Source organism: uncultured Acinetobacter sp. (assembly GCF_947624825.1).
In the GTDB taxonomy this organism is placed as follows: Bacteria; Pseudomonadota; Gammaproteobacteria; order Pseudomonadales; family Moraxellaceae; genus Acinetobacter.
In genome coordinates, this window is record NZ_CANQLZ010000039.1 from 1 (window position 1) to 26,983 (window position 26,983).

The window sequence follows — 26,983 nt, forward strand, 5'->3', positions numbered from 1 at the left end:
ACTATGATAAGATTAACCCGTTAGGTCAGGTGGCTTAACTTAAATAAAAAAGTCTCCGACAAACCCGGTACGGTTCACACGGCCTAGACAATCCCTTTATTTAAATAAAAACCCACCTTTCGGTGGGTTTTTTTAAATCAGCTCAATCTTATAGACGAACCAATTCAACGATTTGCTCTGCTAACTCTTCAACTGTATCAGTCGTTAAAGTTGCATCTGTACCATCAGTTGCATCGGTAATCACCACTACACCGGTTTCACGCAACAATGTAACTTGTGTAGCATCAAGACCTGCTTTAGCAAGTGCAACAATACCTTGTTGAAGCAATAAGCTCTCTAAAGCTTGTGCATTTTCAAGCGCAGCATTCGACACAGTGACCGCAGCAGGTTTTTGACCTAAACGTGCCGCACGATCTTCAGCTGTTACAGGATTACTATGCGCTGTCCATTCTACAGCCTCTTCTACCATACCTGCACCAATCGTCACGTTATTTAAACGATCAATGAAGATAAATGAACCTGTGTAACGGCTGTCTTGGTAACGGTCAAACACCACTGGTGCATCAAATTCAACAGTCACATTGGCAATTGAATTTAGCTCTAGGCTTTCAACTTGTGCTTTTTCTAATGTATTAACATTGGTACGGTAGTTAATTGCGGTCACTTTTGCAGGTACAGTTTGCGTACCCACTTTTAAGTTATACAACTTACCAATCACTAAGGGCTGATCTGCCATCCATACCACAGTCGCATTCACAGAACGTGAAATATAAGGCGCTGCTTGGTCGGCACGTACAAGTACATTACCACGCGAAATATCAATTTCATCGTTTAAAGTTAAAGTAACCGCTTGACCTGCAACTGCACGTTCAAGATTACCATCAAAGGTAACGATTTCTTTCACTGTAGATGATTTACCTGATGGTAAAGCAGTAATGGTATCGCCCACTTTCACTTCACCTAGCGCAACCGTACCGCAGAAACCACGGAAATCGAGGTTTGGACGGTTCACATATTGCACAGGGAAACGGAAATCTTGTTTTTTGCTGGCACGGCTAATTTCAACCGACTCAAGCGTACCCATTAAGGTATCACCTGTGTACCATGGTGTACTTGGTGATTTGTTGACTACGTTATCACCATTTAACGCAGAAATTGGCGTAAAGATGATATTGGCAGGTTTACGATCACCCAATTGGTTCACAAAATCAGCATATTGTGCTTGGATCTCATTGAAACGAGTTTCAGAGAATTCCACCAAGTCCATTTTGTTGATTGCAACAATAATGTTCTTAATGCCAAGTAAACTTGCAATAAAAGTGTGACGACGAGTTTGGGTTTGTACACCGTAACGTGCATCAATTAAGATGATCGCAAGGTCACAAGTGGATGCACCTGTTGCCATATTACGAGTATACTGTTCGTGTCCCGGAGTGTCGGCAATAATAAACTTACGTTTTTCTGTTGAGAAATAACGATACGCGACATCAATGGTAATGCCTTGCTCACGCTCTGCTTGTAAACCATCAACAAGCAATGCCAAATCTGGTGCATCGCCTGTAGTACCCACTTTTTTAGAGTCACGGGTTACCGCTTGTAATTGATCTTCATAAATCAATTTAGAATCGTAAAGTAGACGACCAATTAAAGTAGATTTACCATCATCGACGTTACCGCAGGTTAAAAAACGCAATAAGTCTTTATTTTCGTGTTGTTTTAAATAGCCCAAAATATCTTGGCTAATTAAGTCTGATTGATGAGACATTGCTCAAACTCCACATATTCTTTAGAAATCGGTTTTAATCCCCGCATTCCCCCTATAGCTCTAAGGGGAATTGACACACTTCTTGGTGTGCTTGGGCAATTTTTAGAAGTAACCTTCTTGCTTTTTCTTCTCCATCGAACCTGCTTCATCATGGTCAATCATACGACCTTGACGTTCAGAGCTCGTGGCAAGCAGCATTTCTTGGATAATTTCCGGTAAGGTGTCGGCAGTTGATTCAACTGCACCCGTTAATGGGTAACACCCTAACGTACGGAAACGTACCGATTTCACTTGTGGAACTTCACCTTCTAATAAAGGCATACGTTCATCATCAATCATAATAAGTGTGCCACTACGCTCAACCACAGGACGTTCTGCAGCAAGGTATAGCGGTACCAATGGAATACTTTCTAAATAAATGTATTGCCAAATATCAAGCTCAGTCCAGTTTGATAATGGGAAAACACGAATGCTTTCGCCTTTATTGACTTTACCGTTATACAGATTCCAAAGTTCAGGACGTTGGTTTTTTGGATCCCAACGGTGCTTTGAATCACGGAATGAATAAACACGCTCTTTGGCACGTGATTTTTCTTCATCACGACGTGCGCCGCCAAATGCTGCATCAAAACCATATTTATCAAGAGCTTGTTTTAAGCCTTGCGTTTTCATGATGTCAGTATATTTTGAGCTACCATGATCAAATGGATTAATGCCTGCATCTACACCTTCTTTGTTTTGATGCACAATTAAATCAAAACCATGGGTTTTTGCCATGTTGTCACGAAAGGTGATCATGTCTTTAAATTTCCAACCCGTATCAACATGCAATAATGGGAATGGAAGTTTGGCAGGATAGAACGCTTTGAGGGCTAAATGCAGCATGACTGCTGAATCTTTACCAATGGAGTAAAGCATTACTGGGTTTTCAAACTCAGCAGCAACTTCACGGATGATATGAATACTCTCAGCTTCAAGCTGTTTAAGATGAGTAAGTCTTTCCTCATTTAATGACATGGACAACACCAGCTTAGAATACGTGTACTTATTACACTTTTAAAGATATTTTGCCATTATAGTGATTTACTTTTCATAACGATTGCTTGTTTTATGATATTGATATGCAAAATCATCATATAGAACAAAACTGATATACCGTATAAGTTTTTATGAAAGAAAGGCCTTTTTTTGAGCTTAGTGATTTTATCTTGCGATGTGATGTTTAAAGGTTAAGCCATTCATTAAAGATTCACATGATTTAAGCGTAAAAAACTCTCAATGTTTTGCATAAAAACAGTTGGCAAAGCCTAAAAATCTGCCTACATTAAACTTTATCTTGGCTTATCTGCTTTTTTTCTCTCATGATGAACTATTCAGTTGAAACTTTAAAACAACGTCTTGAAGCTGCCCATTTGGCAGGTTTTATTTATCAACATCAACAGCATATTTTAGTCTTACAAGAACCCTTAACCGACCAAGGCGAAACTTTAAGTTTTTTTGCACAGCATGAAACCACAAGTGATCAAATTGGTTTACAGTTTGCAGTTAAACTCGATGGCACTCAGCTTAAATTTTTAATTGGTGCCACGCATAGCAACCAAGACCGTGGCTATGAAATTGGTGCAGGCAATTTAAAAGGTGAACAAAAAGCCTTTAATTTGCTTTATGCATTTTATAATTATCCCAAAGCATTTTATTTGCTGGAGTTACCGCTATTTTCGAATTCGGCACAACTTGAGCAAGCCATTCAGGAGCAATTGTTTAATCGCCCCGAACTCAATTTTATTCAAACTGCCACCAAAACCAATCCACGCGGTCAGCAAGTGCAATGGATTAAAGACTATATTGTGCAGCAAAGTTTAGATATGAAAGTGCGTATTCAAACTGCACTGCTTTAAAAAGATGGCTTGTAGCAGCACTATTTTAAATACTGATATAAAAAAACCCGCACTTGGCGGGTTTTTTAAAGCTTAAGTGTTAAGCATTTTTATGACGCATATGCGGGAATAAAATCACATCACGAATACTTGGCGCATTAGCAAACAACATGACTAAGCGATCGATACCGATGCCTTGACCTGCTGTTGGCGGTAAACCATATTCTAATGCTTCAACAAAGTCTGCATCGTAATGCATCGCTTCGTCGTCACCTGCTTCTTTTTCATCTACTTGCGCTTGGAAGCGTTCTGCTTGGTCAATCGGGTCATTTAACTCAGAGAAGCCGTTGGCTAACTCACGACCACCAATAAAGAACTCAAAACGATCGGTAATGTGTGGATTATCATCATTACGACGTGCAAGTGGTGAAGTTTCAGCTGGGTATTCAGTAATGAACGTTGGCTGACGCAATTGAGTTTCTACAGTTTCTTCAAACACGATGGTTTGTAATTTACCCAAACCAAAGCCTGGTTTAACTTGCTCTTTGAGTTCTTCTTGAACAAATTTCGCAAGGAAATCACGGTCATTGACGTTTTCAGGGCTAAACTGTGGGTTATGCTCTAAAATTGCGTCAAACATTGAGATTTTCTTAAACGGACCCTTAAAGCTATACACTTCATCGCCGTATGGCACGTCAGTAGATCCTAAGATATCAATCGCTAACTTTTCAAGCATTTGCTCGGTTAGTTCCATTAAATCTTTGTAATCTGCATAAGCTTGGTAGAATTCAATCATGGTGAATTCTGGGTTATGACGTGTCGACACCCCTTCGTTACGGAAGTTACGGTTAATCTCAAATACACGTTCAAAACCACCCACCACTAAACGTTTTAAGTAAAGTTCTGGTGCAATACGTAAAAACAGTGGCATGTCTAAAGCATTATGATGCGTTTCAAATGGACGCGCAGACGCACCACCTGGAATTACATGCATCATTGGCGTTTCAACTTCCATGAAACGACGATCATTTAAGAACGCACGAATCCCGGCCACCACTTGGGCACGAATTTCAAAAGTCTTACGTGTTTCTTCGTTGACGATTAAATCTAAATAACGCTTACGGTATTTAACTTCTGTATCGGTTAAACCATGGAATTTATCAGGTAGTGGACGCAATGATTTAGTTAACAGTTCAAAGTGTTCGATATGCACATAAAGATCACCTTTACCTGAACGACCGATATAGCCTTTGACTGCAATAATGTCGCCTAAATCTAGACCTTTAATGGTTGCAACAGTGTCTTCATCCAGCTCTTTACGTGCCACGTAAAGCTGAATACGGCCCGTCATGTCTTGAATGACAATAAATGAACCACGGTTAAGCATCACACGACCTGCAACCGATACATAGACTTTGTCACCTGCTTCGATGTCTTCTTTTAACACATCAGCAAATTGATCTTGTAAATCTTGTGCGTAATGTTCGCGTTTAAAGGTATTTGGCCAAGGGCTAGTACCAGTTTGTTGTGCCTTGTCTTGAATTTGTTTTAACTTGGCATGACGCTGTGCAATTAAATCGTTTTCGGAAATAGTTTGTTCAGAAGTCGACTGAGCGTTTTGTTGCGTCATCTCTGCCTCGAAATAGCGAATAAAATAGAAGTTGCATAGCATAGCAGATTTACAAGAATTTGCGTAAGAGTTCCTCTACATGCATGCAAAAATTTGCTTGGGCTAAAGTCTATAAGACCAAATGTGAACTTCTTCAACTTAGAAGTTAGCTTAAAATAAGCACAAATAAATAAATGAACAATCACATATTTTGGATTGAGATAACAATGCCCGCCCCTAAAATTTTATTTTTTCATGGTCTTGACTCATCCAAAGCGTCAAGTAAATTCCATGCAATTGATTCTGATCGTAAATTCTGTGTGACTGTCGATTATCGTGCTTTAAGCTTTCAAAGCGTATACGCCCTGTATCAAGAGCTCATTGGCACGCTTAAACCTACACTGATTGTAGGACACAGTTTAGGCGGTTATTGGGCGCTTAAAATGTCATTGTGGTCAAAAATTCCTGCCATTATTGCCAATCCAAGTCTAAGTCCTTCTTTTCGAGAAGATTATCCTGCCATCACCGAACAAGATCTCGAGCATGAAATTTTGCAATTGGCTTATTTAGAATTGGACGATGAAATTTTGGATATGCATGCCGTGAATGCACAGCTTGAACCGTATATGCAAGTGGCGGCGGTGGCAGGTGGACATCACCGTTTAGCCCGCCCTGAGAATTTAAATGTCTTGATTGAACAAATGAATCTTTTACAACGCCCATAAAAAAAGCCTTGGATCATCCAAGGCTTTTTTTATGTTAAATCTTAAGCAACATCTTGTTGTGGCTGTGATTTATCATCTAATACTGACCAAATGGTTAAACCTAAATCAGCATGTAAATCTGGTAAATCTAAGAAAATGCTTGCACCTAAAATGTGATGATTACATTTTTCAGCCAGTTGTTTCACTGCTTTTAATGTACCGCCTGTCGCCAATACATCATCTACAATAATCACTTTCTGAGCCGGTACTTCAGCCGACATTTCTAAACGATCTAAGCCGTATTCTAAACTATAGCCCACACCAACCACAGGTGGTGGTAACTTACCTGCTTTACGTACAAGCACTAAACCTTTGCCTAAACGCTGTGCCAATAGGCTTGCCAATACAAAGCCACGTGCTTCTACAGCAACAAAGCTATCCACTTCAGCGAGTTTTTCAGCCGGAATACTGGCGATTAAAGCATCTGTTAACGGCCCAATGTTGCTCATAAATAGTGGAGTGAGATCAAAAAATTTAATCCCAGGTTTTGGGAAATCTTGAACCGTACGAATATGAGACCACAACGTTGTAGACAAATTGCTCATGGGAGAAATAATCAGTAATCAGAAAGAACGTAGGGGATTTTAACCGCAATTAAAAACTAAGGCTAGCCAATTGCAGGTGAAATTGCTCAATTTAAAAACAGTATATTTTTATAAGTTTTTGTTTTTTAATTACTATTTTTTTATAAAATATTAAGTATAGACTTCTATGATCTTATAATAACCAATTTAGCATGATCTTGCTGCGCGACTTTAGTCTAGTGAGCAAGCAATGAGTTATGTATTTTTAGCTTGATTGCGCGTGATGGATAAAATCTTATAGGCAATTTTTATTTTTGCAGCAAAATACAATCTACACGTATATTTACTTTACTTTGGTAGGGCAAGCACGTCAGAATTTAACGAAATCGCCTTATAATCAGCGTGTTTATTTTTTGCTGACCCAATGTTGGTCAGCTGTGGAGAATCAGATGAAAAAATATCAATGCATCGTATGTGGCTGGATTTACGACGAAGCACAAGGTTGGCCTGAAGATGGTATTGTAGCCGGTACTTTATGGGATGATATTCCAGACGATTGGACTTGCCCGGACTGTGGTGTGTCTAAAGCTGATTTTGAAATGGTTGAGCTTTAAACCATAAAAAAAGACCATTTCGATGGTCTTTTTTTGCTTTTTTATCTATATAGAGAGATTAATGTATGCATCCCATCGTCATCATTGGTTCAGGTATGGCCGCTTATGCTGTGGCACGTGAATTGCGTAAAATTGACCCTGAAACAGCGCTTGTGATGATTTGTGCCGATGACGCACGCAACTATGCAAAACCGACCTTATCTAATGCTTTAGTGGGCAACAAAGCCCCAGCGCAAATTGCACTGGGCGATGCAGAAAAAATGAGTGCGCAACTCAATATGCACATTATGGCAAATACTTGGGTCAAAGGTATTGATGCCGAGCAACAGTTACTAGAGCTTGAATGTGACGGACAAACCAGCACACAAGCCTATGCAAAGTTGGTGCTGGCACTAGGTGCTACACCTATTCGTGCAGCACTACAAGGTAATGCTGCTAGTCAAGTACACGTGGTAAATAACTTAAATGATTACACCGCGTTTCGTGCCGAGCTTGATCAAAAAGCTGCGCAACGAGTTGCTATTTTAGGTGCAGGCTTAATTGGTTGTGAATTTGCTAATGATTTACAGCAAAGTGGTCATCAAGCCACTGTCATTGATTTAGCTGAGCAACCATTGGCACGTTTATTACCTCAAGATGTAGCTACACAGTTCCAAGCTAAATTACAAGCCGCCGGTATTGAGTTTGAATTAGGCACTACCGTGAGTGCCATTGAGCAAGTGGCCAATACCTATCAAGTACAACTGAGCAACGGTAAATGCCTCAACGCAGATGTGGTGTTATCCGCCATTGGTTTACGTGCCAATACCGAACTTGCTCAGCAAGCGGGTATTGAGGTTGCGCGTGGTGTTGTAACCAACACACTCTTACAAACTAATTTGGCACATATTTATGCGGTAGGTGACTGTGCCGAAGTCAACGGTACATTACTACCGTATGTCATGCCAATTATGCAACAAGCACGTGCTTTAGCAAAAACCTTAAGCGGTAACCCAACCCATGTACACTACCCTGCAATGCCTGTTGCGGTCAAAACGCCTGCTGCCCCATTAACCGTATTGCCTGTGGTGCAAGGTGTAGAGGTGAGTTGGCAGCTAGAAGCCCAAGAAGATGGTTTAATTGCCAAAGCTTTTGATCAAACCCAAACCTTACGTGGCTTTGTGTTGTTGGGTGCTACTGCTGCAAAACAACGTTTGAGTTTAACCAAGTTGGTGCCGGATTTAATTCCTGCTCAAGCGCAATAGGAAGTTTAGTATGCATTGTGCGCTTGAGTTTAAAGCTTCACCCTATACTGCATTTATGCAAGAAACCAAAGTTGATTTAGGCAATGGGATTGAGCTGCATGTAGAAGTGGGTGGTAAAGCCGATGATCCTGTTTTACTGTTGATTATGGGTTTGGGCGCACAATTACTCTATTGGCCTGATTTTTTTTGTAAATCACTGATTGATCAAGGTTTTCGAGTGATACGCTTTGACAACCGTGATATTGGTTTATCCTCAAAAATTCATCATCAAGGGTCGCCTTTGAGCATCCCAAAACTGATGGGACGCTTTGCTTTGGGCTTAGAAAACCAAGGTGCACCTTATAATTTATACGATATGGCTGATGACGTGGCATTGTTGATTGAAAAAATGCAACTTGGTCAAGTCTATGTCTTAGGGGCATCGATGGGTGGCATGATCGCGCAGATTTTGGCGGCACGTTATCCTGAACAAGTACGTGCTTTGGGGTTGCTATTTAGTAGTAATAATCAACCTTTATTACCGCCGCCTTTTCCAAAGCAGTTATTTAGTTTAATTGCACGACCCAAATCTGATGATGAAGATGCTATTATTGATCATAACCTACAGATTTTTAAAATCATTGGCTCGCCGGGTTATTTAAACCATGTCGAGGCAGCACAGGCGGTGCGAAAGCTCTATCAACGAAGTTATTATCCCATTGGTGTACTTCAACAGTTTTTCGCAATATTATGTACCGGTTCTTTACTTAAACTGGGTCAGCAAATTCATCAAGCAACCTTAGTGGTTCATGGGTCGCGTGATCGTCTGTTGCCACCAGCGCATGGTAAGGCCATTGCTAAAGCAATCTCAGGCGCTAGATTTGAATTAATTGAAGGAATGGGGCATGATATCCCACCGCATTTTATTCCTTATCTTAGCGGATTATTTGCTCATCATTTTAAATCTAATTAGGACACTATGGCTGCATTACCATCCTTAAGACAGCTGTCATACCTTGTTACACTGTCTGAAACACTGCACTTTACTGAAGCTGCGCGTCGTTCTTTCGTGACGCAATCGACTTTGTCGGGCGGGATCATGGAACTTGAGCGCTTACTTGGTGGCGTGCTGGTTGAACGTGATCGTCAAAATGTGCGTTTAACCCCACTCGGTGAACAAGTGGTAGCACGCGCGCGTGTTCTACTGGCTGATGCTCAAGACTTAATGCGTTTAAGCCGTGAGATGAGTGAGCCGCTAACCGGCGACTTACATTTAGGTATTATTCCCACCATTGCCCCATTTATCTTGGCGCAACTGTTAGATGAAGTACATAAACAACTGCCAAAAATTCAGTTGCATTTGCACGAAGCCCAAAGCGAAAAAATCGTTGAAAAATTGGAACACGGCAATTTAGACATGGTGCTGCTCGCACTGCCATTTGATACCCGTGGTTTAAAAGTGGCTGAAGTGGCACGCGAAAGCTTGTATTTAGTGTGTAACAAAACCGATCAACATGCTTTAAATGCCAATTCGCTTGATCAACTCGATTTATCGCGTTTGATGTTGCTAGAAGAAGGTCATTGTTTACGTGATCATACGTTAAGTGCTTGCCCAATTGGCGAGCGTAAAAATGACCATCGTTTAAAAGCAAGCTCATTGCCAACTTTAGTGGAAATGGTGTCGGCAAATTTAGGCTTTACTTTATTGCCTGCGATTGCAGTACATACCACTATGATCAAAGCCAACCCTGAGTTAAGTGTTAAACCGATTGAAGCGGGCCCTAGCCGTACATTGGCTTTAGTGACCCGTAAAAGTACACCACTGCAAAGCGAATTTGATGTGTTGTTACAGATTTTGCAAAAAGTCACCCAAGATTTACGCTAAGTTAAATGCAAAAAAAGGAGCTTCATGCTCCTTTTTTTAGGTCTTGCATCAGGCTTGTTGTAGCCCAAGCCTGATGATGATTTTATTACATCTTAAGATTGAATTTGTTCAATCAAAATGCGCTGTGCATTATGGGCTTTGTCAGTCGCCGGCTTGATCAAGCGCACCCATGTGCCATCGCTTTGTAAATCCCAAGCATGTTGATTGTCTTGTAAATAATTGACTAAACCTTGTTGGTAAATACGTTTTTTTAGTACAGGGTCTTCAACCGGGAAGCAAGCTTCGACACGGTTAAATAAGTTACGATCCATCCAATCGGCGCTTGAGCAATACAAACGCGCATCGCCATTGTTGCTAAAGTAATACACACGCGTATGTTCTAAAAAACGCCCAACAATGGAACGTACACGAATATTTTCTGATAAACCTTTTAACCCCGGGCGCAAACAGCAAATTGAGCGAATAAGCAAATCAATTTGCACACCAGCTTGTGATGCTTCATAAAGTTTATTGATTAATTCAACTTCGGTTAAAGCATTCACTTTGACAATAATTTGTGCCGGCTTGCCCGCTTTGGCATTGGCAATTTCATCGTCAATAAAATGTACCAACTGTGCGTGCAAGGTAAACGGTGCATGCAATAACTTTTTCAGTTTTGCCATTTTACCCATACCGGTTAACTCTTGGAAAATGCGATGCACATCTTCACATAAGTCTTTGTCGGTGGTCATTAAGCCGTAATCGGTGTAAATGCGTGCATTGCCTGCATGATAGTTACCGGTACCTAAATGCACATAACGCACCAATTTATTGTTTTCACGGCGCACAATTAAAATCATTTTGGCATGGGTTTTATAACCCACTATGCCATATACCACCACAGCACCGGCTTCTTGTAATACATTGGCCACGGCAATATTAGATTCTTCATCAAAACGGGCACGTAGCTCAATCACCGCAGTGACTTCTTTACCATTACGTGCTGCTTCTGCTAAAACTTGAACAATTTCAGAATCCGGTCCACTACGATACAAAGTTTGTTTAATGGCTAAGACTTGCGGATCGCGTGCAGCTTCACGCAACAGTGAAATCACCGGCGAGAAAGATTCAAACGGATGGTGCAACAAAATGTCTTGTTTTTGCATCGCGCTAAAGGTGTTTTCAGATTTTTTGAGTACCTTTGGAATTACGGGCACATGCGTGTCATAACGTAAATGTGGACGTTTAAAATTAGACAGTAAACGCGCTAAATTGACAGGTCCGTCCACTTTATAAAGTTGCTCATGTTCTAAATCAAACTCATTGAGCAAATATTCATAAATATTTTTTGGACAGTTTTCTGTAACTTCTAAACGTACTGCACGACCAAAACGACGTGAACTTAACTCGCCTTTTAAAGCTTTGGCTAAATCTTCTACGTCTTCATTTAAAGCTAAATCGGCGTTACGCGTCACACGGAATTGATAACAGCCTGTTGCAGTCATGCCGGGGAACAAATCAGACACATGCTCATGAATAATGGCAGATAACATGACGTGGTGTTCTTTACCACCGGTGAGTTCATCGGGTAAACGTACCACACGCGGCAATGAACGCGGCGCAGGCACAACGGCTAAATCAATTTGACGACCAAAGGCATCTTTACCTTCTAAAGTCACAATAAAGTTAAGTGATTTATTGACCAAACGCGGAAATGGATGCGCAGGGTCTAAGCTAATTGGCGTTAAAACCGGTGCCACTTGTTCTTGGAAGTATTTTTTTACCCATGCTGATTGTGCGGGGGTCAGTTCACCACGGCGCAAGAAGCAAATATCTTCATCACGTAATTTAGGTAAAATTTCTTGGTTTAAAATACGATATTGACGTTCGATGGCTTCATGTGCAGTTTTAGAAATTTGATCTAAGACTTGTTTTGGAGTTAGACCATCAGGACTTAAGCTTTCATTGCCTAAATCGAGTTGCTCCATTAAACCTGCAACACGGATTTCAAAGAATTCATCTAGGTTACGTGAAAAAATCAATAAGAAATTCATGCGCTCAAGCAAAGGATGCAAGGGATCTACTGCTTGTTCAAGCACGCGCAAATGAAAATCTAAAATGGAAAGTTCACGGTTAATATAGCGGTCGTTATAGCTATAATCCGCAGGAGTGGGCAAGGTATCTACTGAAGTCGTCATACGTCAACTCGGCCTATATTTTTAAAGTGATCTTTGACCCTAGTATGCTTGAATTTTATGACGTTTTGATAAAAAAAAGCGCCCAAATGTGCGCTTTTTTACAACAGTTAAACCTTAGGGAATTTGGCTATAACGCATATATTTACGAATCATACGTTTACGTGCATTTAAACCTGAATCATTGCGATGTTGCTGATAATATTTAGGATTAGGCAAAATTGATGCCAAAAAAACCGCTTGTTCACGGGTTAAGCTACGCGAGCTTTTACCAAAGTAATATTGGGTAGCCGCTTCAATGCCATAAATATTGTCGCCAAATTCTACCGAGTTTAAATACACTTCTAAAATGCGTTGCTTGCTCCACATACGTTCCATCATAAACGTTGCCACCGCTTCTTGACCTTTACGCACAAAAGAACGCTGATTGTATAAAAATAGGTTTTTTGCCAACTGCTGGGAAATAGTTGACCCCCCTGCCACCACTTTGCCTTGATCTTTATTGCGCGATAAAGCATTTTGCATGCCTTCAAAGTCAAAACCTTGATGTTGCATAAATTTGCCATCTTCTGCTGCAATAATCGCTTGCTTCATATAATCACTGATCTGATCATAATCACGCCATTCATGTTGAATCGGCGTATTGGTATCGGCCCAATAATCTAAGCGCATAAACATGGTGGTTTCAACCGGATGGGTGCGCCACCATGTCAGACTTGCAAAAATCCACAGTTGAATCAGCAGCACCACACTCACCACAAGCAGCAGTGTCCGAACGATCAAGGCTTTCATGCAGCTAGAATTCCCCTGTAATAGTTAATTTTCGTGATAAGCTCAAGCCTATTAAAATAACCCACAATCGCAAGATGAACAAATCTTCCCCACCAATCATTGCAAGCCAAAACACAGTCAGTCAATGGTGGCTAAGCGCGCTGTTAATTGCCATTAATGTTGGGCTTTTTTTATGGCAAATTAGCAGCGGTGTTGATGCTAGTCGCCCAAGTATCCAAGATGCCTTGGCTTGGGGTGCTGATTATGCACCGTTAAGTTTTTTAGCAGAACCTTATCGTTGGTTTAGCAGTATGTTTTTTCATTTTGGTATGATTCACTTAATGCTTAACATGTGGGCCTTGTATTTATTTGGGCATATTAGCGAGCAAATGCTTGGGCGGGTATATTTTTTAGGGCTATATTTACTTGCAGGCTTAATGGGCAGTTTATTGAGTGGTTTTTTAGATCTGCAAAATTCACTGAGTATGCTACAAAACGCTGCTTTAAATCCCGAACAACTGCCTAAGGTTGGTGCAGGTGCCTCAGGTGCAGTTATGGGCTTAGGGGCGGCACTCACCATGATGTCATTGTTGCCTGTTTTAAAACAGCAGCGCTTTATTTTAGATAAAAAAACCTTATTAATGGTCATGGGCATTAACTTATTTATTGGCTTTATGACCGCAGGTATTAACAATGCCGCACATATTGGCGGCATGTTAATGGGCTTGTTTTTAGGCTTAATGGGCTACATTGCTTTAAAATACCGTAAGCCTAGCCTGTTGTGGCTAGGTTTAGTGTTGGGTGCCACACTATGCCTAGGCATGTATCTATATTGCCTTGAGCTGTTGCAAGTTGTGGCACCACTTTGGCAAGAACTTGTAGGCGTCATGCACCAACAAGTTAATGTTTAAGGTCACGTAATGCACTTAATGGCGCAAGATCGCATAAATAACTTAAGCGATAACGTCCAATGAGTGCACAAACGATTGCCATCATGGGCGGTAAAATAAGCCAAATTTGCACATGCCAATGCCATGGCATCTCCATTTTATAAGCCAAAATTAAACTTAATACTTCTGCCAAGATACACGCACCAATCCCTGCCAATAATCCAATAAAGCCAATTTCTAAGCTGAGCATGGCTTTTAAACGTGCTTTTGAACTGCCAAAAGCACGCAATAAAGCTACTTCTTGTTTACGTGCATCGAGCATTAAATTAATACACGCCAACAACACCAACACACCTGCTAGCGCCACTAAAAATGCTAAAACAGTAATAATATTGAGCAATACATCAAGTAAACGCTTGACTTCATTGAGCATTAATCCCACATCAATAAACACGGTATTGCTAAAGCGTTGAATCACCTCAATCAATTTACCTTGATCTTGTGCTGGTACATAAAAACTGCCCAAATAACTGCCGGCATTGGCATCCATGCTATTTGGGGTAAAAATAAAGAAGAAGTTCGGGCTAAAACTTTCCCACTCTACACTACGTAGATTAATCACCTCAGCGCTTAAATCACCTTCGGGTAAACTAAAAGTTAAGCGATCACCAATTTCAATACCAAGTTCTTGTGCTGTCTTCACCTCAACTGACACTTGATTGGCAGCACTAAAGCGCGCTTGTCCAGCAATAATTTGATTATCTTGTGGGAAGGTTGCTGCTTGAGTTAAATTCAGCTCACGGCGCAATGTATTACTCTTGCGTCGATCTGCCTCGCTAAAGGCTTGTCCATTTTTAGCCAGCAAACGCCCACGAATGTTAGGATAAAGCTCTGTGCCTGACCATTGATTTTGTTGAAGGACAGCTTGCAAATCTTTTAGGTCAGATGGGGGTAAACCATAAACAAATTGGTTGGGGGTGTCTGGGGGTAATTGTTGCTGCCAACGCTCGGTAAGATCAGTTTTGAGCACCATTAACACGCTCATTAAACTCAAACCCAATGCCAAAGCGGTAATTTGCAAAGACATGTGTGGCACTTGGCGAATATAAGCACTTAGCGCAGTTTTAGCTCGTTGTAATAGGGTTAAGATCGCGTAAATCACTGCATATAGCATCCCACACAGCAGTAACAGTGCGGCAATCACCATGAAACTTAAACTTAAGTTTTGGGTCAGTAGCACACTAAATAAAATGAGACTCAAACTGCCACACACTAAAGTGCCACGCATTTGGCTCAAGCTTTTTTCTTCGGCGCGTAACACCCGAATTGGTGGCGTGTTTAACAACTGCCATACACTTGGCATCACAAAACCAATCAGCACCACTAAACTGGTCAGCATAGCAACGGGTAATGGCCCCAATAGCAGCCCAAGCGCAGAAAATTCAATGCTTAAATGCGGCATTAAGGTCAGCATCAACTCAAGTAAGCCCATGCCCATGAACACACCTAAACCTGCACCCACCACCACAGCTGCTGCAAAAATAATTGCCAACAAACTGATATATACCTTTAGAATTTGCTGTCTAGATGCGCCAATACAACGCATTAAGGCAATATGATCTTGTTGCTGCTGCACATAACGCTGACTGGTTAAGGCAATAGCAATACCACACAATAAAATGGTTAAGATATTGGCAAGCTGTAAAAAGGTGTCTAAGTTTTCAATCGGGCGCATCAAGCGGCTGTTACTACTATTGGCATCGCGTAGTCGTAAACTGCTGCTTTCATCTTGCGCTGCCAATGTGAGTTGCGCCGCAGCATTTTTTTGAAAGGCTTGAATATTTTGAGGAGGACCGGCTAACAGTAAGCGATAGTCAATCCGACTACCGACCTGAATGGCATTGGTTTTGGCGATATCTTGTTGATGAATAATGATACTTGGGGAAAAGCCATTAAAGCCAAATTCTTGATTAGAATCTTGCTCAATGACTGCGCTAAATTTTAATTTGGCATCTGCAATATTGACCCAATCGCCCAATTTGACTTTAAGTAAATCTTGCGCACGCGGACTGAGCCAAATCTGCCCACCTTGCAACACTTGTTGCGGCTGAGTGATTAAGCGACCACGTAATGGAAAATCTTGATCAATGGCTTTGACATTGACCATCACAAATTCGGCATCGGTATGTGCCATAGAGCTAAAACTAGTCACTTGGGACTGTTTAAGCTGTAAAGTTTTGGCTTGTTGCTGCCAAGTGGCATCTAAGGGGCTTTGATCACTTAAAACTAAATCGGCACCCAATAGTTCTGCCGCTTGTAAACTTACTGCATTTTGAATTTGTTGATTACTAAATTTCAACGCCGTGGTGGCACTAATGGCCAGTAATAAGGCAATAAACAATAAATAAATGCCGCTACTTTTTAAACTTTGCTGCCACAAAGGACGAAATAACTGCATCAGTGCCCTCCTTGCTCAAGCAACTGACCATCGACCAAGGCCAAATGGCGCTGACACTGTGCTGCCAATTGTGTATCGTGCGTTACCAAAACCAATGTTGTGCCCAATTCACGGTTTAAATCAAACAGTAATTGTTCAATTTCATACGCAGTTTGACCATCTAAATTGCCTGTTGGCTCATCAGCAAAAATAATTTTCGGCTCAGTCACCAAGGCACGGGCAATCGCAACACGTTGCTGCTCGCCGCCTGAGAGCACTTTAGGCGTTTGCTCGGCTTGACGGGCTAAACCCACTTTTTCAAGTAAGTACAAAGCCCGTGCTTGGGCCTGTTGATAATTAAAATTAGGCTGTAAACGTAAAGGCAACAACACATTTTCAAGTGCGCTTAAATGCCCAAGCAATTGAAAGGATTGAAATACAAAACCAATATGATCCAAACGTACCCGTGCGCGTTGTTCTTCATTTAAATCATGAATCGCTTCGCCACAAATATACAACTCACCACTTTTGGCTTGATCAAGGGTGGCCAATATTCCCAATAAGGTGGATTTACCTGCGCCTGAACGCCCAGTAATCGCCACTTGCTCACCTGCATAAATATTGAGATTTAAATCGCTAAAAATAGGCAAGGTTTTTTGTGCCAGTTGTATGCTTTGTGTCAAATTCTGTGCAGAAATTAATGCCTGTGGCATGATAGTGGCATCACGGTGTAACGAAGTCATATAGTCCCTATTATGCAAAACAAGCTAAATATCATGCTCTTGGCAGCAGGCTTATGCAGTATCAGCGTAGCCGAAGCCAAAACCATTATGGTGGTGGGTGATAGTATCAGTGCCGCTTACGGCATGCGCCCCGAACAAGGTTGGGTGCATTTGTTACAACAACGCCTTAATCAACAGTATCCGAAACAACATAAAGTGGTCAATGCCAGTGTCAGTGGTGAAACCACCAGTGGTGCTTTGGCGCGTTTACCTAAACTGCTGAACACGCATAAACCCGATGTGGTGGTGATTGAATTGGGGGGTAATGATGGCTTACGCGGTCAGCCGCCACAAAACATTCAAAGCAACCTCAAGCAATTGGTGCAAAAAAGTCAGCAATCTAAAGCCAAAGTGATCCTGTTGGGCATGAAAATTCCACCCAATTATGGTCAAGCTTATACCAAAGCCTTTGCAAACAATTACAAGCTGGTGAGTACGCAGTATAAAGTACCCCTGATGCCATTTTTCTTAGAAAATGTAGCAGGCAATAAGACCCTCATGCAAAATGATTTGGTGCATCCTAATGCTAAAGCACAACCAATTTTGCTCAAGCATGCTTATCCATATATTCAAAAAGCCTTATAAAAAAAAGCCAGACATTGTGTCTGGCTTTTTTACGCATTTTTAAATACTTAGAAATCAAAGAACGTAACTTCACCTGTTTCTAAAGAATATTCAGCACCTACCACTTTAAACTTAGCTTGAGCGATTAAGTTTTCAATGACAGCCGAACCATGACGCAATTGATTAACAGAACCAAATACATTGGCACGTACTGCATGACAAGATAATTTTTCTAAATCATCTTTGAGTTCAGTTTGCATTAATATTTCAACTGAAGGGCGCACACGATTAACAATCGACATTACATTGGCCGATGAAGGTTGATCTGGATTTTGCAGTGCTTCAATGGTGGAGTGAATCGCGCCACAATGACTATGACCCAATACCACCACCAATGGACAACCAAAACTATCGGCTGCAAATTCCACACTACCCACTTGCGATGGTGCAACAATGTTACCTGCAACACGAATCACAAATAAATCACCTAAACCTTGGTCAAACACCATTTCAGCAGGTACACGTGAATCTGAACAGCCCAAAATAATCGCAAATGGCGATTGGCTTTCAGCCATTTGAGCACGTTGTTGGTGAGTCAGTAATTTTTGATGGTTGGTTTCACCATGAACAAAACGCTGATTGCCCTTTTTTAAACGTTCTAGAGCTTCTTCTGCTGTAAGCATTTTCTACCACCAATGTTGAATTTGAGCTAAGTGTAAACGCATGAATTTTGAATGTCACTTGCCAAAGTGATTAGCTGTTTAGTTTTTATATAATTTGTTACAAAATCATAAATATTAAAAATAATGGTTTCAAATATAAAGAATATTTGAATTTTAACGCTATTTTTAGTGCTAATATTATTGTTTTTTTAAGCTAAAAAGATTGGCATCTATTGGCCGCTTTGTTGCCAAGTGGCAGCATAAGCTATTGAAACACATGCTATGTACTGTCATTCTTAAGCCACTTTAAATTGGTTGTAGAGACGGTATGTACACCCATCCATTGCTTGAGCAACTCATTGATGCTCAATTGGCTTTTTTAGATCAACACTTTACTCAACCTTCACACATTGAAGCTGAGTTTTTAAATTTTTATCAATGGTTTAGAAAACAACGTCTCGCTGATTTATGGTCATTTCAAGAGCTGCATCAATTGTTACAAAAACAACTGCTTCAGACGCCCACGTCTACGCATTTCATTGCGCAAATTGCCGAGCATCTTCAGTTTTTCTTAATTCATCCAAGCAACGACAAAACCCAGATTCAAGATTTAATCTCTGTTCTCACTGTAGATCAATTGGCACAATATGTAGCCAGTAAACGTGGGCATCGTGAGCGTTTGATTAAAACTGTGGTGAATAACCAAGCTTTTTCTGCCATGCTAAGTCAATTGATCCAACACGCCATTCAAGATTATTTAGATAATTCAATGGTTAAGCATGTACCGGGTGTTTCGCAATTTATGAAAATGGGTCGCTCGGTGTTAGAAAGTGTGACCGATCAAGACTTAGAGAACACCATTCAGCAGTATTTACAGCGCAACATTTTAAAGCTGAGTCAAATGAGTGAACATGTACTCAATCAACGTTTTGACGATGATAAGCTTTATCACTTTCAAGCCGAACTTTGGCATAAAATTAAAACCAAGCCTTTAAGCGTGTTACGCGATTATATTGAGATTCAAGATTTACCTAAAACCGTAGGCTTAGGACACGACATTTGGGAGCACATGCGTCAAAGTGAGTATTTAGCCCAACAATTACATGATGGTTTACATACATGGTATAGCCGCAATCAAGCGCATACTTTTGATGCGCTATTACGTGATTTAAATATTACAGAAGATTTGGTTGCTCGAGAACTCAGTGCTTTACTTAATCCTATTGTACAAAACATGATAAGTTCGGGTTATTTGCGTGAGCGTAGCCGTATGCTATTGCGTGAATTTTACTATGCTGAAAGCACCAAGGCCTTGTTGCAGCTTTAACAATAACCCTGTTTTTACAGGGTTTTAAATTGCGTGCTGATTGCTGTACCGCACTCAGGCACAATTTTTAAGCTCAAGCCATGTTGGGCTAAAAAATGTTCCAGCTTGTTAAGCTGTACACTATGTGCCATGTCATCTAAATACGGATGTATATATTGTGCATTCATCAGCAAAAATAAAGTTTCAATTAAAAATAGTGGCTGCGCTGCAAATTCAGGCCATTGCAATAATTCGCCAAAACAATGTGCTCGTTGCGCTAAGGCCGCAAAGATTTTGTGCATGAGGGTTTGATTGGCTTGAATCTGCCCAATTGGGGTTTGAAAATAGCGTACGCCCTCACTTGGTGCATGCGGTAAAAGCTTAAAATAAGTTTGACTCAGCTGCTCTAAATGCTGCTGGCTTGGGTATGCCTGTGGTTGCGGTTGAAATAGATCTAGGCGTTGTTTGGCATCACGGGCTAAATCTTTGAGATATTCTTTTAAAGCAGGTGCTTGGGTGGTGTGTATGGTCGCTTGCAGGCGCTGTGGAATACTAATACTGTCTAAATTATCACAAGGATTTGCACTCCCTACATAGGCTAAGCCTGCTTGTTGATAGACCTGCTGATGCACATCCACACTATATAAGGGTTGCCAATGATCAGTTAAAAACTCATGTGCCAAATAAGCTTCACTGTGTTGTAAGGTGGCTAAAGCAGCATCAATATTGGGATGTTGCATAAACGCGCCGGCTTGATGTAGATCCATACATAACGCTTTGGCTTTGGCTAAACTTTGCGTACTGGTTGGAGGCTCGGCTTGATCAACCAAATGACATAATTTTTGAATACTACTTAACTGCCCTGAACCGGGATAGCACATATAGTGCAAATAAAAAATCCCTTGAGGTTTTAACGCCGCTTTTACAATGCTTAAAATTTGCTGTTGTTGTGTTGCTGCAACCCAACTATAAGTGCCATGCTGCACAATATAGTCAAACTGCTGGGTATTGCTTGCTAAAAAGTGGGCAAAATCGGCATGTATAAACTCAATATTACCAAGCCCAAGCGCATCTGCTGCGGCTTTGGCTGACTCAATATGTGCAGCATTAAAATCAATGCCCACAAAAGTGCTTTGCGGATAATTGGCAGCACAGATCAACAAGTTACTACCGCTGGCACAACCGAGTTCTAAATAGTTAAAGTTTTGTTTAGCATTTGGGGCTATAAAACCTAAAAAGTTCACCACCGTGCTTAACCATACAGGTGTCATTTCTTGATAAAAAAACCGTGGATAGATGGCTTCAATCACATAACCATCTTTTTTGTGCATTGACATGATTTAAGCCGTCCCTCACATAAAAAATCATGGGGCTTAAAGCCCCATTGCTGTTAGAACTTTAAGTTCATTGCAAAACTCATACGTCGGCCATCTAACACCCAAGAATTGCCATCTTCTAAGACATTTTTATTTTGTAGGTTATAAATACCGGTTGAAAATTTGAGGTCATCGCTGTAGTTATAGACTGCGCCTACATCAATAAAGGTATATTCAGGTGTTTGATTATTGCCTACCGTTTTACCGCGATAATTCAGTTGCGTCCACAATAACCACTGGTCATTAATATCCCAATCTAAACCTGCATTAAACATATGTTTAGGCAAATCATTGAGTGGCTTGCCTTTATTGGCGCCAGTTTTTTGTTCACTGTTGGTGTAGGTATAAGAATGACGATACTTTAAATAGTCCGTTACATAATAGTCTGTGGTCAACTCTAAACCACGAATCTGCGCTTCATCGACATTGTAGTTAAAGGTATACCCTGTGCTACTGATGGGTAAATCAGGATTGTCTTTATAAAACGCTAAAAACTGATCATACTCAGGACCACTGGTAATGGCATCGCCATTGACATCTACCGGTGCACGACTTCCCGCTACACGAGCAGAGCGAGTAATTTTGTCGTTAAAGTCAGTTTGATAGACCATTAAACTGGCCAATAAACCTAAATCACGATTCTCAAAAGCAAAGCCTGTTTCATAAGTTAAACTGGTTTCAGGTTTTAAATCTGGGTTAGGTAAAATCGCTCCACCCATTGAGTTGAGCATATATTGCGGTGATGAATTACGTAAACTTGGTGCTTTATAGCCTGAGATCACCCCACCCTTTAAAGTAAAATTGTCATTGGCTTTATATACTGCATAGGCTTTAGGACTAAAGTTATCGCCAAAAAATTCATTTTCATCAAAACGACCGCTGAGCGTTAAAGCCAATTTATCGGTGACATTCCACGTATCTTCAGCAAATAACGACCATTGGTAACGATCCATTTTGGTGACTTTGCCTGCCATATCTACTTTTTGGTTGGTAGTACCATCTTCTAAGTTTTCTTGTTTATAGGTAGCGCCTAAGGTTAAGGCGTGGTCGTCAAAGAAGTAGGTTCCTTGGGTATTGGCCGTTAATGTTTCAAATAAAATCCCACCCGGGTTATTTACAACAACATCATCAGATGTATCGTTAGGCGTATCATTATTACTTAACGTAATTGAACGTCCACCAATTGAATTATTTTCATCTTGGTCAAATTGAATATACGACGTGAGTTTTAAATTTTCATAATCGCCTTCATGCGACACACTAAAACGATTTTTTTCTAACTCAGAATAAGAACGTGTATTTGGAACAAGATCAGACTGATAAATTGCGCCTTTGTCATTGCTGCGACCTGTGTCATAGGCGGGATAATAATTGTCACCTGCAGCAATGTAGTCCTTACCCTCAATATTTACACGCTCTCCTGTTGCAGAGACATATTGAGTATAACTACGCCCTGGATTATGAGTCCGTTGTTGCTGAGTAAAAGAATGTTCAGCAGTAATGGTGTTGTTTTCATTTGGGGTCAATACAAGTTTGGTGCTGATATTTTTTTTATTAAAGTCAGGTTCACTTTCGCCTGTTTCAGAGGTATTTTTTTGTAATGAACTCTCGTCAATGGTTTGTAAACCACCTGTGACTTGTAAAGACAGTAAGTTTTTAATTAAAGGTGCGGTGACATACACACTGGTATTGGTGGCATCATTATTGACCTTATTGGATTGATCTGCCTTGATATATTCAGTACGTACACTTGCGGTGACTTTGTCTTGATGTTTTTTGGTAATAATATTAATCACTCCACCCATGGCATCTGAACCATACAATGATGATGATGGACCACGAATCACTTCAATGCGCTCAATGGCTTCAATGGGGGGTAAGAAATTCACCGATGCACCTTGTACCCCACCATTGGTGGTGAGTAAGCTGCCATCATTCATGGGCTTACCATCAATCAAAAATAAGGTATAAGCAGAACCCATCCCGCGAATAGAAATGGTTTGATTGGTACCACCACCTTGAACAAACACCCCCGGTACATTTTTTAAAGCATCGGTGACATCACTATAAGATTTTTTTTCTAATTCTTCGGCAGTAATGACTGAAATGGTGGCTGCTGCATCTGCAATATTTTGTTCATATCCCCCAGCGGTGGTCACCACAATGGTGTCAAGTTGTACAGGTTGTGCTGTGTTATTGTCTTGTGCCTGCACCGAAACACCCATTGCTGACATTACAGCAAAAGCCAAGCTTGACTTGAATAATGGTTTATTCATACCTGATAACCCCCTAATTTAATGAAGACATAATGTTGAAATTGTTGCGCATTGTAACAAATGAGAATCTATTTTCAATTGATTTTGATAATTATTATCATTATTTTTTAGAGAAATAAGCAAAAAAATAGCCCCCAAATGGGGCTATTTTTAAATCTAAACACTACAGCATGACATTACTTCATGTAAGCGCCTTCAGATTGGGTATGGTCTGTTTGATCAATAACACGTTGTAATTCAGGAACATGTTGACGCAGTGTCACTTCAACACCTTGCTTTAATGTCACATCAATTGCTGAACATCCTTGGCAACCACCGCCAAATTTAAGCACTGCGGTTAAACCATGCTCTGGGTCTTCAACCACTTCTACCAATGCACAGTTACCGCCGTGACCGGCTAAACCTGGATTAATTTCAGATTGTAAAACGTAAGTAATACGCTCTTCTACTGATGCATCAGGACCCACACGTGGCACTTTTGAGTTGGGTGCACGGAAGGTTAACTGACCACCAAAACGGTCTTTGTTGTAATCAATCACCGCATCTAATAAATACGGAATTGATGGTGCATCTACGTAAGCTGGAAAATCTGGGTACTGTTGCACGTAATCAGTGGCAACCACTTCGTCAGGTGCGCTATATGCCATACAACATTCAGCACGTGGTGTTCCTGGGTTCTCAACAAAAACGCGTACACCAATACCTGGCGTGTTTTGTTTTTCCAATAAATCACGTAGGTATTCTTGTGCAGAAGGTGTAATTAACAGGTTTGGAATTTCTTCTGCATTTACTGTGCTGCTGTTCTCAGTCGACATAACAATCTTTCCTCAAGCTGAAGCGGTCATTTTAACTGAAGATGCGGTGCAATTAAAAAAATTCAACCAAAATTGTCGGATTTATTCTCAACAGTAGCGCAATTTGCTGTTTTAATGGCAAGATGTGAGTTAAATCGTCTAAGTTGTGCTGCTCTTTTATGTTGGATTTACCGTTTAACCATACCGTCAGCTTAATTTTAATCACTGTGGTGATCTCATTACTGGCGCTGTCTCGGCAAAATGTCATGAATCGTTTGATTTTTTGGCCACCTGCCATGCAGCGCGGTCAGTATGATCGTTTTATCACGCATGGCTTTGTGCATGCCGATGGAACACATTTATTGTTTAATATGATTACCTTTTTTTTCTTTGGGTCCATCATTGAGCAATTTTATCGCCAATATGTCTATGATTTAGGCTTTGTGTTGTTTTATTTAGGCGGTTTAATTGCAGCCATCATTCCTAGTTATTTAAAACATAAAAATGACCATCGTTGGGCCAGTCTTGGTGCCTCAGGTGCAGTATCGGCCGTGTTATTTGCCTATATTTTATTTGAACCTTGGAAACTGATTTTTGTGTTCTTTATTCCAGTGCCTGCCATTGTTTTTGCGGTGCTGTATGTGGCTTATAGTATTTGGTCAGGTAAGCGTGGCAATTCTAACGTCAATCATAGCGCGCATTTATGGGGCGCCGCGTATGGTATTGTCATGACCATTGCGATTGAGCCACGTCTTTTAGGGCATTTTTTAAGAAAACTCAGCCAAATTCCATTTTTTTAATTCTGTTTAAGGCAGACCTAAAGCGCTGCCTTTTTTATATGTGAAGCATCGCTGCTATGTAATTTGATGATTACAGTTTTCTGACTAAATACAGCAGGCATTTGTCGCAGCAGCCCACTTTTTTCACTACAATCAAAATCATAATATCTGCCTTTACTTAGGCACATCACAGCAATTTGCATTCAAGATAACGAGATTTTTTATGTCACATGCCTTAGATGGTCTACAGTTTCCGCTTGACCCCAAATCGCAAAAACCAAGCAGCTCAAAAGTGGGCAAAGAGATTATTGCTGAAGCCTTATCTTTGGTCGACAATAAGACCTCAATGGCTGTATTGGCAGAAGAAAATTGGCGCAAGCACTATCCATACTACTTTAAAGCTTTGGTCAAAGCCGCCATTACCCAACCTGAACATGCAATAACCATTGCCCAACAAGGCTTACAAAAGGCCAGCAATAGCCTTGATTTTTACCGTCACGGCGAACGCTATAGCTTAAAAGATGCGGGTAAGCTCAATGCTCAAGTGTTGCATAGCGTTGAAATCCGTGGTCAAAGCACGCAAGCCCCAACATGGTCTGTACCCTATCAAGGTCAGCATTTACAAGGCGATGCTTTGTTGGCTCAACTGCAAGTGTGGCAAGATACAGGCATTATTGAACCTAGCCATGCCGATGCCATGCGTCTGTGTGTGGCGCACCCAGAATGGTTTGATTTATCCGACCGTACCATGGTGTTGTTTGGTGCAGGTTCTGAGGCAGGTCCATTAACATGGCTTGCACAATGGAAGGCCAATATTGTGGCCTTGGATTTACCTCATCCTAAAGTATGGCAACGTATTGTCCAAACCATTCAGTCAGGTAATGCAACATTATATGCCCCAAGCCATATTGAAATTTCACCTGATGCCGCGGATATTACAGATCATTTGGGTGCCAATTTACTCACCGAGATTCCTGAAATTGTGCAGTGGCTGAGTGAAAATCCAAACGACTTAGATTTAGCCGCAATTGCTTATTTAGATGGGGAAAAACATGTTCGGGTCGCCATGGCCATGGACAGCATTATGCATGCGGTCAGTCAAGCCAAAGCCAAGACCAGTTTAATGTTTATGTGTACACCCACCGATGTATATGCAGTACCGCCTGAGGTGATTCGTGCTTCTAAAGATAAGTTTAACGAGCGTTCAAAGTTACAACAAAAATTAAGTAAAGCCATGTCTGTACTGACGCGCCAATACTTATTTAAAGCCAATAATCATCAATTGATACCATCTAACAATGGTCAAGCTTATGGCATAAGTGATTGCTTGGTGATTGAACAAGGGCCTAACTATGCATTAGCCAAGCGTTTACAGCAATGGCGTGCCACCTTGGCACGCAGTCAAGGTCAGGTGGTGAGTATTAATATTGCGCCGTCAACCACGACACAATCGGTGGTCAAAAATCCATTGTTAAAAGCTGCTTTTGATGGAGCAAGTTTATTTGATGTTGAAGCTTTTGCACCCGAAACCACCAATGCTTTAATGGCTGCGCTGTGGATTCATGATTTACGTAATCCGCAATCGGTGGCACAACCGACCACGCCATTACAACATCCTTTAGAATTAATGATGTCGGGAGCCAATCATGGTGGTTTATGGCGCACAGCTTATTTAGCCCGTACTGCCCTGCCTTTTGCAGCCATGTATGGTATGGCGATGGATAAATTACCCAAACCATGGCTTAAAAAATTGCCTAAAATCAAATAGTCTTTTGCCAAACTCATAAAAAAACGCAGCTTAAGCTGCGTTTTTATTTTCATTTAAAATACTTTTAACAATAGACCTCTTGCGAAAGTAAAAAATTGTTTATACTAGTCCCATGAAATATGAAAATTTAACTAGATTTAATG

24 protein-coding genes are annotated in these 26,983 nt (G+C 40.8%); 11 read left to right on the forward strand and 13 right to left on the reverse strand.

Annotated features, from left to right (window positions below; genetic code table 11):
• Positions 1-148 precede the first annotated feature (148 nt).
• On the reverse strand, positions 149-1,765 hold the full coding sequence (gene cysN, locus Q0017_RS09700) for a sulfate adenylyltransferase subunit CysN (RefSeq protein WP_298146021.1): 1,617 nt from the start codon (positions 1,763-1,765) through the stop codon (positions 149-151).
• A gap of 102 nt (positions 1,766-1,867) precedes the next feature.
• The gene (cysD, locus tag Q0017_RS09705; RefSeq protein WP_298146024.1) at positions 1,868-2,782 is read right to left on the reverse strand and encodes a sulfate adenylyltransferase subunit CysD; all 915 of its coding nucleotides are present in this window, start codon (positions 2,780-2,782) and stop codon (positions 1,868-1,870) included.
• 347 nt (positions 2,783-3,129) lie between these two features.
• On the opposite strand from cysD, the gene Q0017_RS09710 reads away from it, so the two are divergent.
• A complete protein-coding gene (locus tag Q0017_RS09710; protein WP_298146075.1) occupies positions 3,130-3,663 on the forward strand; it encodes a hypothetical protein in 534 nt (177 codons plus the stop codon).
• A gap of 79 nt (positions 3,664-3,742) precedes the next feature.
• Here the strand turns inward: Q0017_RS09710 and lysS are convergent, their stop codons facing one another.
• Positions 3,743-5,272 carry a lysine--tRNA ligase gene (gene lysS / locus Q0017_RS09715; RefSeq protein ID WP_298146027.1) on the reverse strand — a complete coding sequence of 510 codons (1,530 nt, stop codon included), beginning with the start codon at positions 5,270-5,272 and terminating at the stop codon, positions 3,743-3,745.
• A 206-nt stretch (positions 5,273-5,478) separates the two neighbouring features.
• Here lysS and Q0017_RS09720 point away from each other — a divergent pair, with 206 nt between their 5' ends.
• Entirely contained in the window at positions 5,479-5,976 is a 498-nt protein-coding gene (locus tag Q0017_RS09720) for a YqiA/YcfP family alpha/beta fold hydrolase (RefSeq protein WP_298146030.1), read from the forward strand.
• Between the two features lie 41 nt (positions 5,977-6,017).
• On the opposite strand, the gene Q0017_RS09725 is transcribed toward Q0017_RS09720, so the two are convergent.
• Positions 6,018-6,560, reverse strand: a complete 543-nt coding sequence (locus Q0017_RS09725; RefSeq protein ID WP_298146033.1) for an adenine phosphoribosyltransferase — start codon at positions 6,558-6,560, stop codon at positions 6,018-6,020.
• A gap of 428 nt (positions 6,561-6,988) precedes the next feature.
• Between Q0017_RS09725 and rubA the strand changes: the two genes are divergently transcribed.
• From rubA to oxyR, 4 genes are all read left to right on the forward strand, one after another.
• Positions 6,989-7,153, forward strand: a complete 165-nt coding sequence (gene rubA, locus Q0017_RS09730; protein WP_298146036.1) for a rubredoxin RubA — start codon at positions 6,989-6,991, stop codon at positions 7,151-7,153.
• Between the two features lie 65 nt (positions 7,154-7,218).
• Positions 7,219-8,397: an FAD-dependent oxidoreductase gene (locus Q0017_RS09735; protein ID WP_298146039.1), complete on the forward strand. Its 1,179-nt coding sequence runs from the start codon at positions 7,219-7,221 to the stop codon at positions 8,395-8,397.
• Between the two features lie 10 nt (positions 8,398-8,407).
• The gene (locus Q0017_RS09740; protein WP_298146042.1) at positions 8,408-9,349 is read left to right on the forward strand and encodes an alpha/beta hydrolase; all 942 of its coding nucleotides are present in this window, start codon (positions 8,408-8,410) and stop codon (positions 9,347-9,349) included.
• 6 nt (positions 9,350-9,355) lie between these two features.
• The gene (gene oxyR, locus Q0017_RS09745) at positions 9,356-10,261 is read left to right on the forward strand and encodes a LysR family transcriptional regulator OxyR (RefSeq protein ID WP_298146045.1); all 906 of its coding nucleotides are present in this window, start codon (positions 9,356-9,358) and stop codon (positions 10,259-10,261) included.
• Between the two features lie 92 nt (positions 10,262-10,353).
• On the opposite strand, the gene ppk1 is transcribed toward oxyR, so the two are convergent.
• Together ppk1 and mtgA are read right to left on the reverse strand one after the other, a co-directional pair.
• Positions 10,354-12,438: a polyphosphate kinase 1 gene (gene ppk1, locus Q0017_RS09750; protein ID WP_298146048.1), complete on the reverse strand. Its 2,085-nt coding sequence runs from the start codon at positions 12,436-12,438 to the stop codon at positions 10,354-10,356.
• Between the two features lie 114 nt (positions 12,439-12,552).
• Positions 12,553-13,227, reverse strand: a complete 675-nt coding sequence (mtgA, locus tag Q0017_RS09755) for a monofunctional biosynthetic peptidoglycan transglycosylase (RefSeq protein ID WP_298146050.1) — start codon at positions 13,225-13,227, stop codon at positions 12,553-12,555.
• Between the two features lie 74 nt (positions 13,228-13,301).
• On the opposite strand from mtgA, the gene Q0017_RS09760 reads away from it, so the two are divergent.
• Positions 13,302-14,117 carry a rhomboid family intramembrane serine protease gene (locus Q0017_RS09760; protein WP_298146053.1) on the forward strand — a complete coding sequence of 272 codons (816 nt, stop codon included), beginning with the start codon at positions 13,302-13,304 and terminating at the stop codon, positions 14,115-14,117.
• Here Q0017_RS09760 and Q0017_RS09765 read toward each other — a convergent pair.
• Both Q0017_RS09765 and Q0017_RS09770 read right to left on the reverse strand, forming a co-directional pair.
• A complete protein-coding gene (locus tag Q0017_RS09765; RefSeq protein ID WP_298146078.1) occupies positions 14,107-16,557 on the reverse strand; it encodes an FtsX-like permease family protein in 2,451 nt (816 codons plus the stop codon). The genes Q0017_RS09760 and Q0017_RS09765 overlap by 11 nt on opposite strands.
• Positions 16,554-17,276 carry an ABC transporter ATP-binding protein gene (locus tag Q0017_RS09770; RefSeq protein ID WP_298146057.1) on the reverse strand — a complete coding sequence of 241 codons (723 nt, stop codon included), beginning with the start codon at positions 17,274-17,276 and terminating at the stop codon, positions 16,554-16,556. The genes Q0017_RS09765 and Q0017_RS09770 overlap by 4 nt, the downstream gene beginning before the upstream one ends.
• A 33-nt stretch (positions 17,277-17,309) precedes the next feature.
• On the opposite strand from Q0017_RS09770, the gene Q0017_RS09775 reads away from it, so the two are divergent.
• Complete coding sequence (locus Q0017_RS09775; RefSeq protein ID WP_298146080.1) at positions 17,310-17,900, forward strand: arylesterase; 591 nt, start codon at positions 17,310-17,312, stop codon at positions 17,898-17,900.
• Between the two features lie 47 nt (positions 17,901-17,947).
• On the opposite strand, the gene Q0017_RS09780 is transcribed toward Q0017_RS09775, so the two are convergent.
• Positions 17,948-18,562, reverse strand: coding sequence for a carbonic anhydrase (locus Q0017_RS09780; RefSeq protein ID WP_298146060.1), 615 nt, complete (start codon positions 18,560-18,562; stop codon positions 17,948-17,950).
• A gap of 307 nt (positions 18,563-18,869) precedes the next feature.
• Here Q0017_RS09780 and Q0017_RS09785 point away from each other — a divergent pair, with 307 nt between their 5' ends.
• The gene (locus tag Q0017_RS09785; RefSeq protein WP_298146062.1) at positions 18,870-19,868 is read left to right on the forward strand and encodes a hypothetical protein; all 999 of its coding nucleotides are present in this window, start codon (positions 18,870-18,872) and stop codon (positions 19,866-19,868) included.
• Positions 19,869-19,882: 14 nt separating this feature from the next.
• Here the strand turns inward: Q0017_RS09785 and Q0017_RS09790 are convergent, their stop codons facing one another.
• The 4 genes from Q0017_RS09790 to Q0017_RS09805 all read right to left on the reverse strand — a co-directional run bounded on the left by Q0017_RS09790 (position 19,883) and on the right by Q0017_RS09805 (position 24,561).
• Complete coding sequence (locus tag Q0017_RS09790) at positions 19,883-21,184, reverse strand: class I SAM-dependent methyltransferase (RefSeq protein ID WP_298146064.1); 1,302 nt, start codon at positions 21,182-21,184, stop codon at positions 19,883-19,885.
• 53 nt (positions 21,185-21,237) lie between these two features.
• Positions 21,238-23,499 carry a TonB-dependent receptor gene (locus tag Q0017_RS09795; RefSeq protein WP_298146066.1) on the reverse strand — a complete coding sequence of 754 codons (2,262 nt, stop codon included), beginning with the start codon at positions 23,497-23,499 and terminating at the stop codon, positions 21,238-21,240.
• A 176-nt stretch (positions 23,500-23,675) separates the two neighbouring features.
• A complete protein-coding gene (gene nfuA, locus Q0017_RS09800; protein WP_297427885.1) occupies positions 23,676-24,314 on the reverse strand; it encodes a Fe-S biogenesis protein NfuA in 639 nt (212 codons plus the stop codon).
• Positions 24,315-24,366: 52 nt separating this feature from the next.
• Complete coding sequence (locus Q0017_RS09805; protein WP_298146083.1) at positions 24,367-24,561, reverse strand: hypothetical protein; 195 nt, start codon at positions 24,559-24,561, stop codon at positions 24,367-24,369.
• Here Q0017_RS09805 and Q0017_RS09810 point away from each other — a divergent pair.
• Together Q0017_RS09810 and Q0017_RS09815 are read left to right on the forward strand one after the other, a co-directional pair.
• A complete protein-coding gene (locus Q0017_RS09810) occupies positions 24,473-25,093 on the forward strand; it encodes a rhomboid family intramembrane serine protease (protein ID WP_298146069.1) in 621 nt (206 codons plus the stop codon). The two genes, Q0017_RS09805 and Q0017_RS09810, sit on opposite strands and share 89 nt — an antisense overlap.
• Before the next feature lie 202 nt (positions 25,094-25,295).
• On the forward strand, positions 25,296-26,840 hold the full coding sequence (locus tag Q0017_RS09815; protein ID WP_298146072.1) for a hypothetical protein: 1,545 nt from the start codon (positions 25,296-25,298) through the stop codon (positions 26,838-26,840).
• Positions 26,841-26,983: the final 143 nt, after the last annotated feature.

Excerpts from the sequence above, each read along its gene's own strand:
- cysN (WP_298146021.1), bottom strand. The coding sequence starts at position 1,765 with ATGTCTCATCAATCAGACTTAATTAGCCAAGATATTTTGGGCTATTTA.
- cysD (WP_298146024.1), bottom strand. The coding sequence starts at position 2,782 with ATGTCATTAAATGAGGAAAGACTTACTCATCTTAAACAGCTTGAAGCT.
- Q0017_RS09710 (WP_298146075.1), top strand. The coding sequence starts at position 3,130 with ATGAACTATTCAGTTGAAACTTTAAAACAACGTCTTGAAGCTGCCCAT.
- lysS (WP_298146027.1), bottom strand. The coding sequence starts at position 5,272 with ATGACGCAACAAAACGCTCAGTCGACTTCTGAACAAACTATTTCCGAA.
- Q0017_RS09720 (WP_298146030.1), top strand. The coding sequence starts at position 5,479 with ATGCCCGCCCCTAAAATTTTATTTTTTCATGGTCTTGACTCATCCAAA.
- Q0017_RS09725 (WP_298146033.1), bottom strand. The coding sequence starts at position 6,560 with ATGAGCAATTTGTCTACAACGTTGTGGTCTCATATTCGTACGGTTCAA.
- rubA (WP_298146036.1), top strand. The coding sequence starts at position 6,989 with ATGAAAAAATATCAATGCATCGTATGTGGCTGGATTTACGACGAAGCA.
- Q0017_RS09735 (WP_298146039.1), top strand. The coding sequence starts at position 7,219 with ATGCATCCCATCGTCATCATTGGTTCAGGTATGGCCGCTTATGCTGTG.
- Q0017_RS09740 (WP_298146042.1), top strand. The coding sequence starts at position 8,408 with ATGCATTGTGCGCTTGAGTTTAAAGCTTCACCCTATACTGCATTTATG.
- oxyR (WP_298146045.1), top strand. The coding sequence starts at position 9,356 with ATGGCTGCATTACCATCCTTAAGACAGCTGTCATACCTTGTTACACTG.
- ppk1 (WP_298146048.1), bottom strand. The coding sequence starts at position 12,438 with ATGACGACTTCAGTAGATACCTTGCCCACTCCTGCGGATTATAGCTAT.
- mtgA (WP_298146050.1), bottom strand. The coding sequence starts at position 13,227 with ATGAAAGCCTTGATCGTTCGGACACTGCTGCTTGTGGTGAGTGTGGTG.
- Q0017_RS09760 (WP_298146053.1), top strand. The coding sequence starts at position 13,302 with ATGAACAAATCTTCCCCACCAATCATTGCAAGCCAAAACACAGTCAGT.
- Q0017_RS09770 (WP_298146057.1), bottom strand. The coding sequence starts at position 17,276 with ATGACTTCGTTACACCGTGATGCCACTATCATGCCACAGGCATTAATT.
- Q0017_RS09775 (WP_298146080.1), top strand. The coding sequence starts at position 17,310 with ATGCTCTTGGCAGCAGGCTTATGCAGTATCAGCGTAGCCGAAGCCAAA.
- Q0017_RS09780 (WP_298146060.1), bottom strand. The coding sequence starts at position 18,562 with ATGCTTACAGCAGAAGAAGCTCTAGAACGTTTAAAAAAGGGCAATCAG.
- Q0017_RS09785 (WP_298146062.1), top strand. The coding sequence starts at position 18,870 with ATGTACACCCATCCATTGCTTGAGCAACTCATTGATGCTCAATTGGCT.
- Q0017_RS09790 (WP_298146064.1), bottom strand. The coding sequence starts at position 21,184 with ATGTCAATGCACAAAAAAGATGGTTATGTGATTGAAGCCATCTATCCA.
- Q0017_RS09795 (WP_298146066.1), bottom strand. The coding sequence starts at position 23,499 with ATGAATAAACCATTATTCAAGTCAAGCTTGGCTTTTGCTGTAATGTCA.
- nfuA (WP_297427885.1), bottom strand. The coding sequence starts at position 24,314 with ATGTCGACTGAGAACAGCAGCACAGTAAATGCAGAAGAAATTCCAAAC.
- Q0017_RS09810 (WP_298146069.1), top strand. The coding sequence starts at position 24,473 with ATGTTGGATTTACCGTTTAACCATACCGTCAGCTTAATTTTAATCACT.
- Q0017_RS09805 (WP_298146083.1), bottom strand. The coding sequence starts at position 24,561 with ATGACATTTTGCCGAGACAGCGCCAGTAATGAGATCACCACAGTGATT.
- Q0017_RS09815 (WP_298146072.1), top strand. The coding sequence starts at position 25,296 with ATGTCACATGCCTTAGATGGTCTACAGTTTCCGCTTGACCCCAAATCG.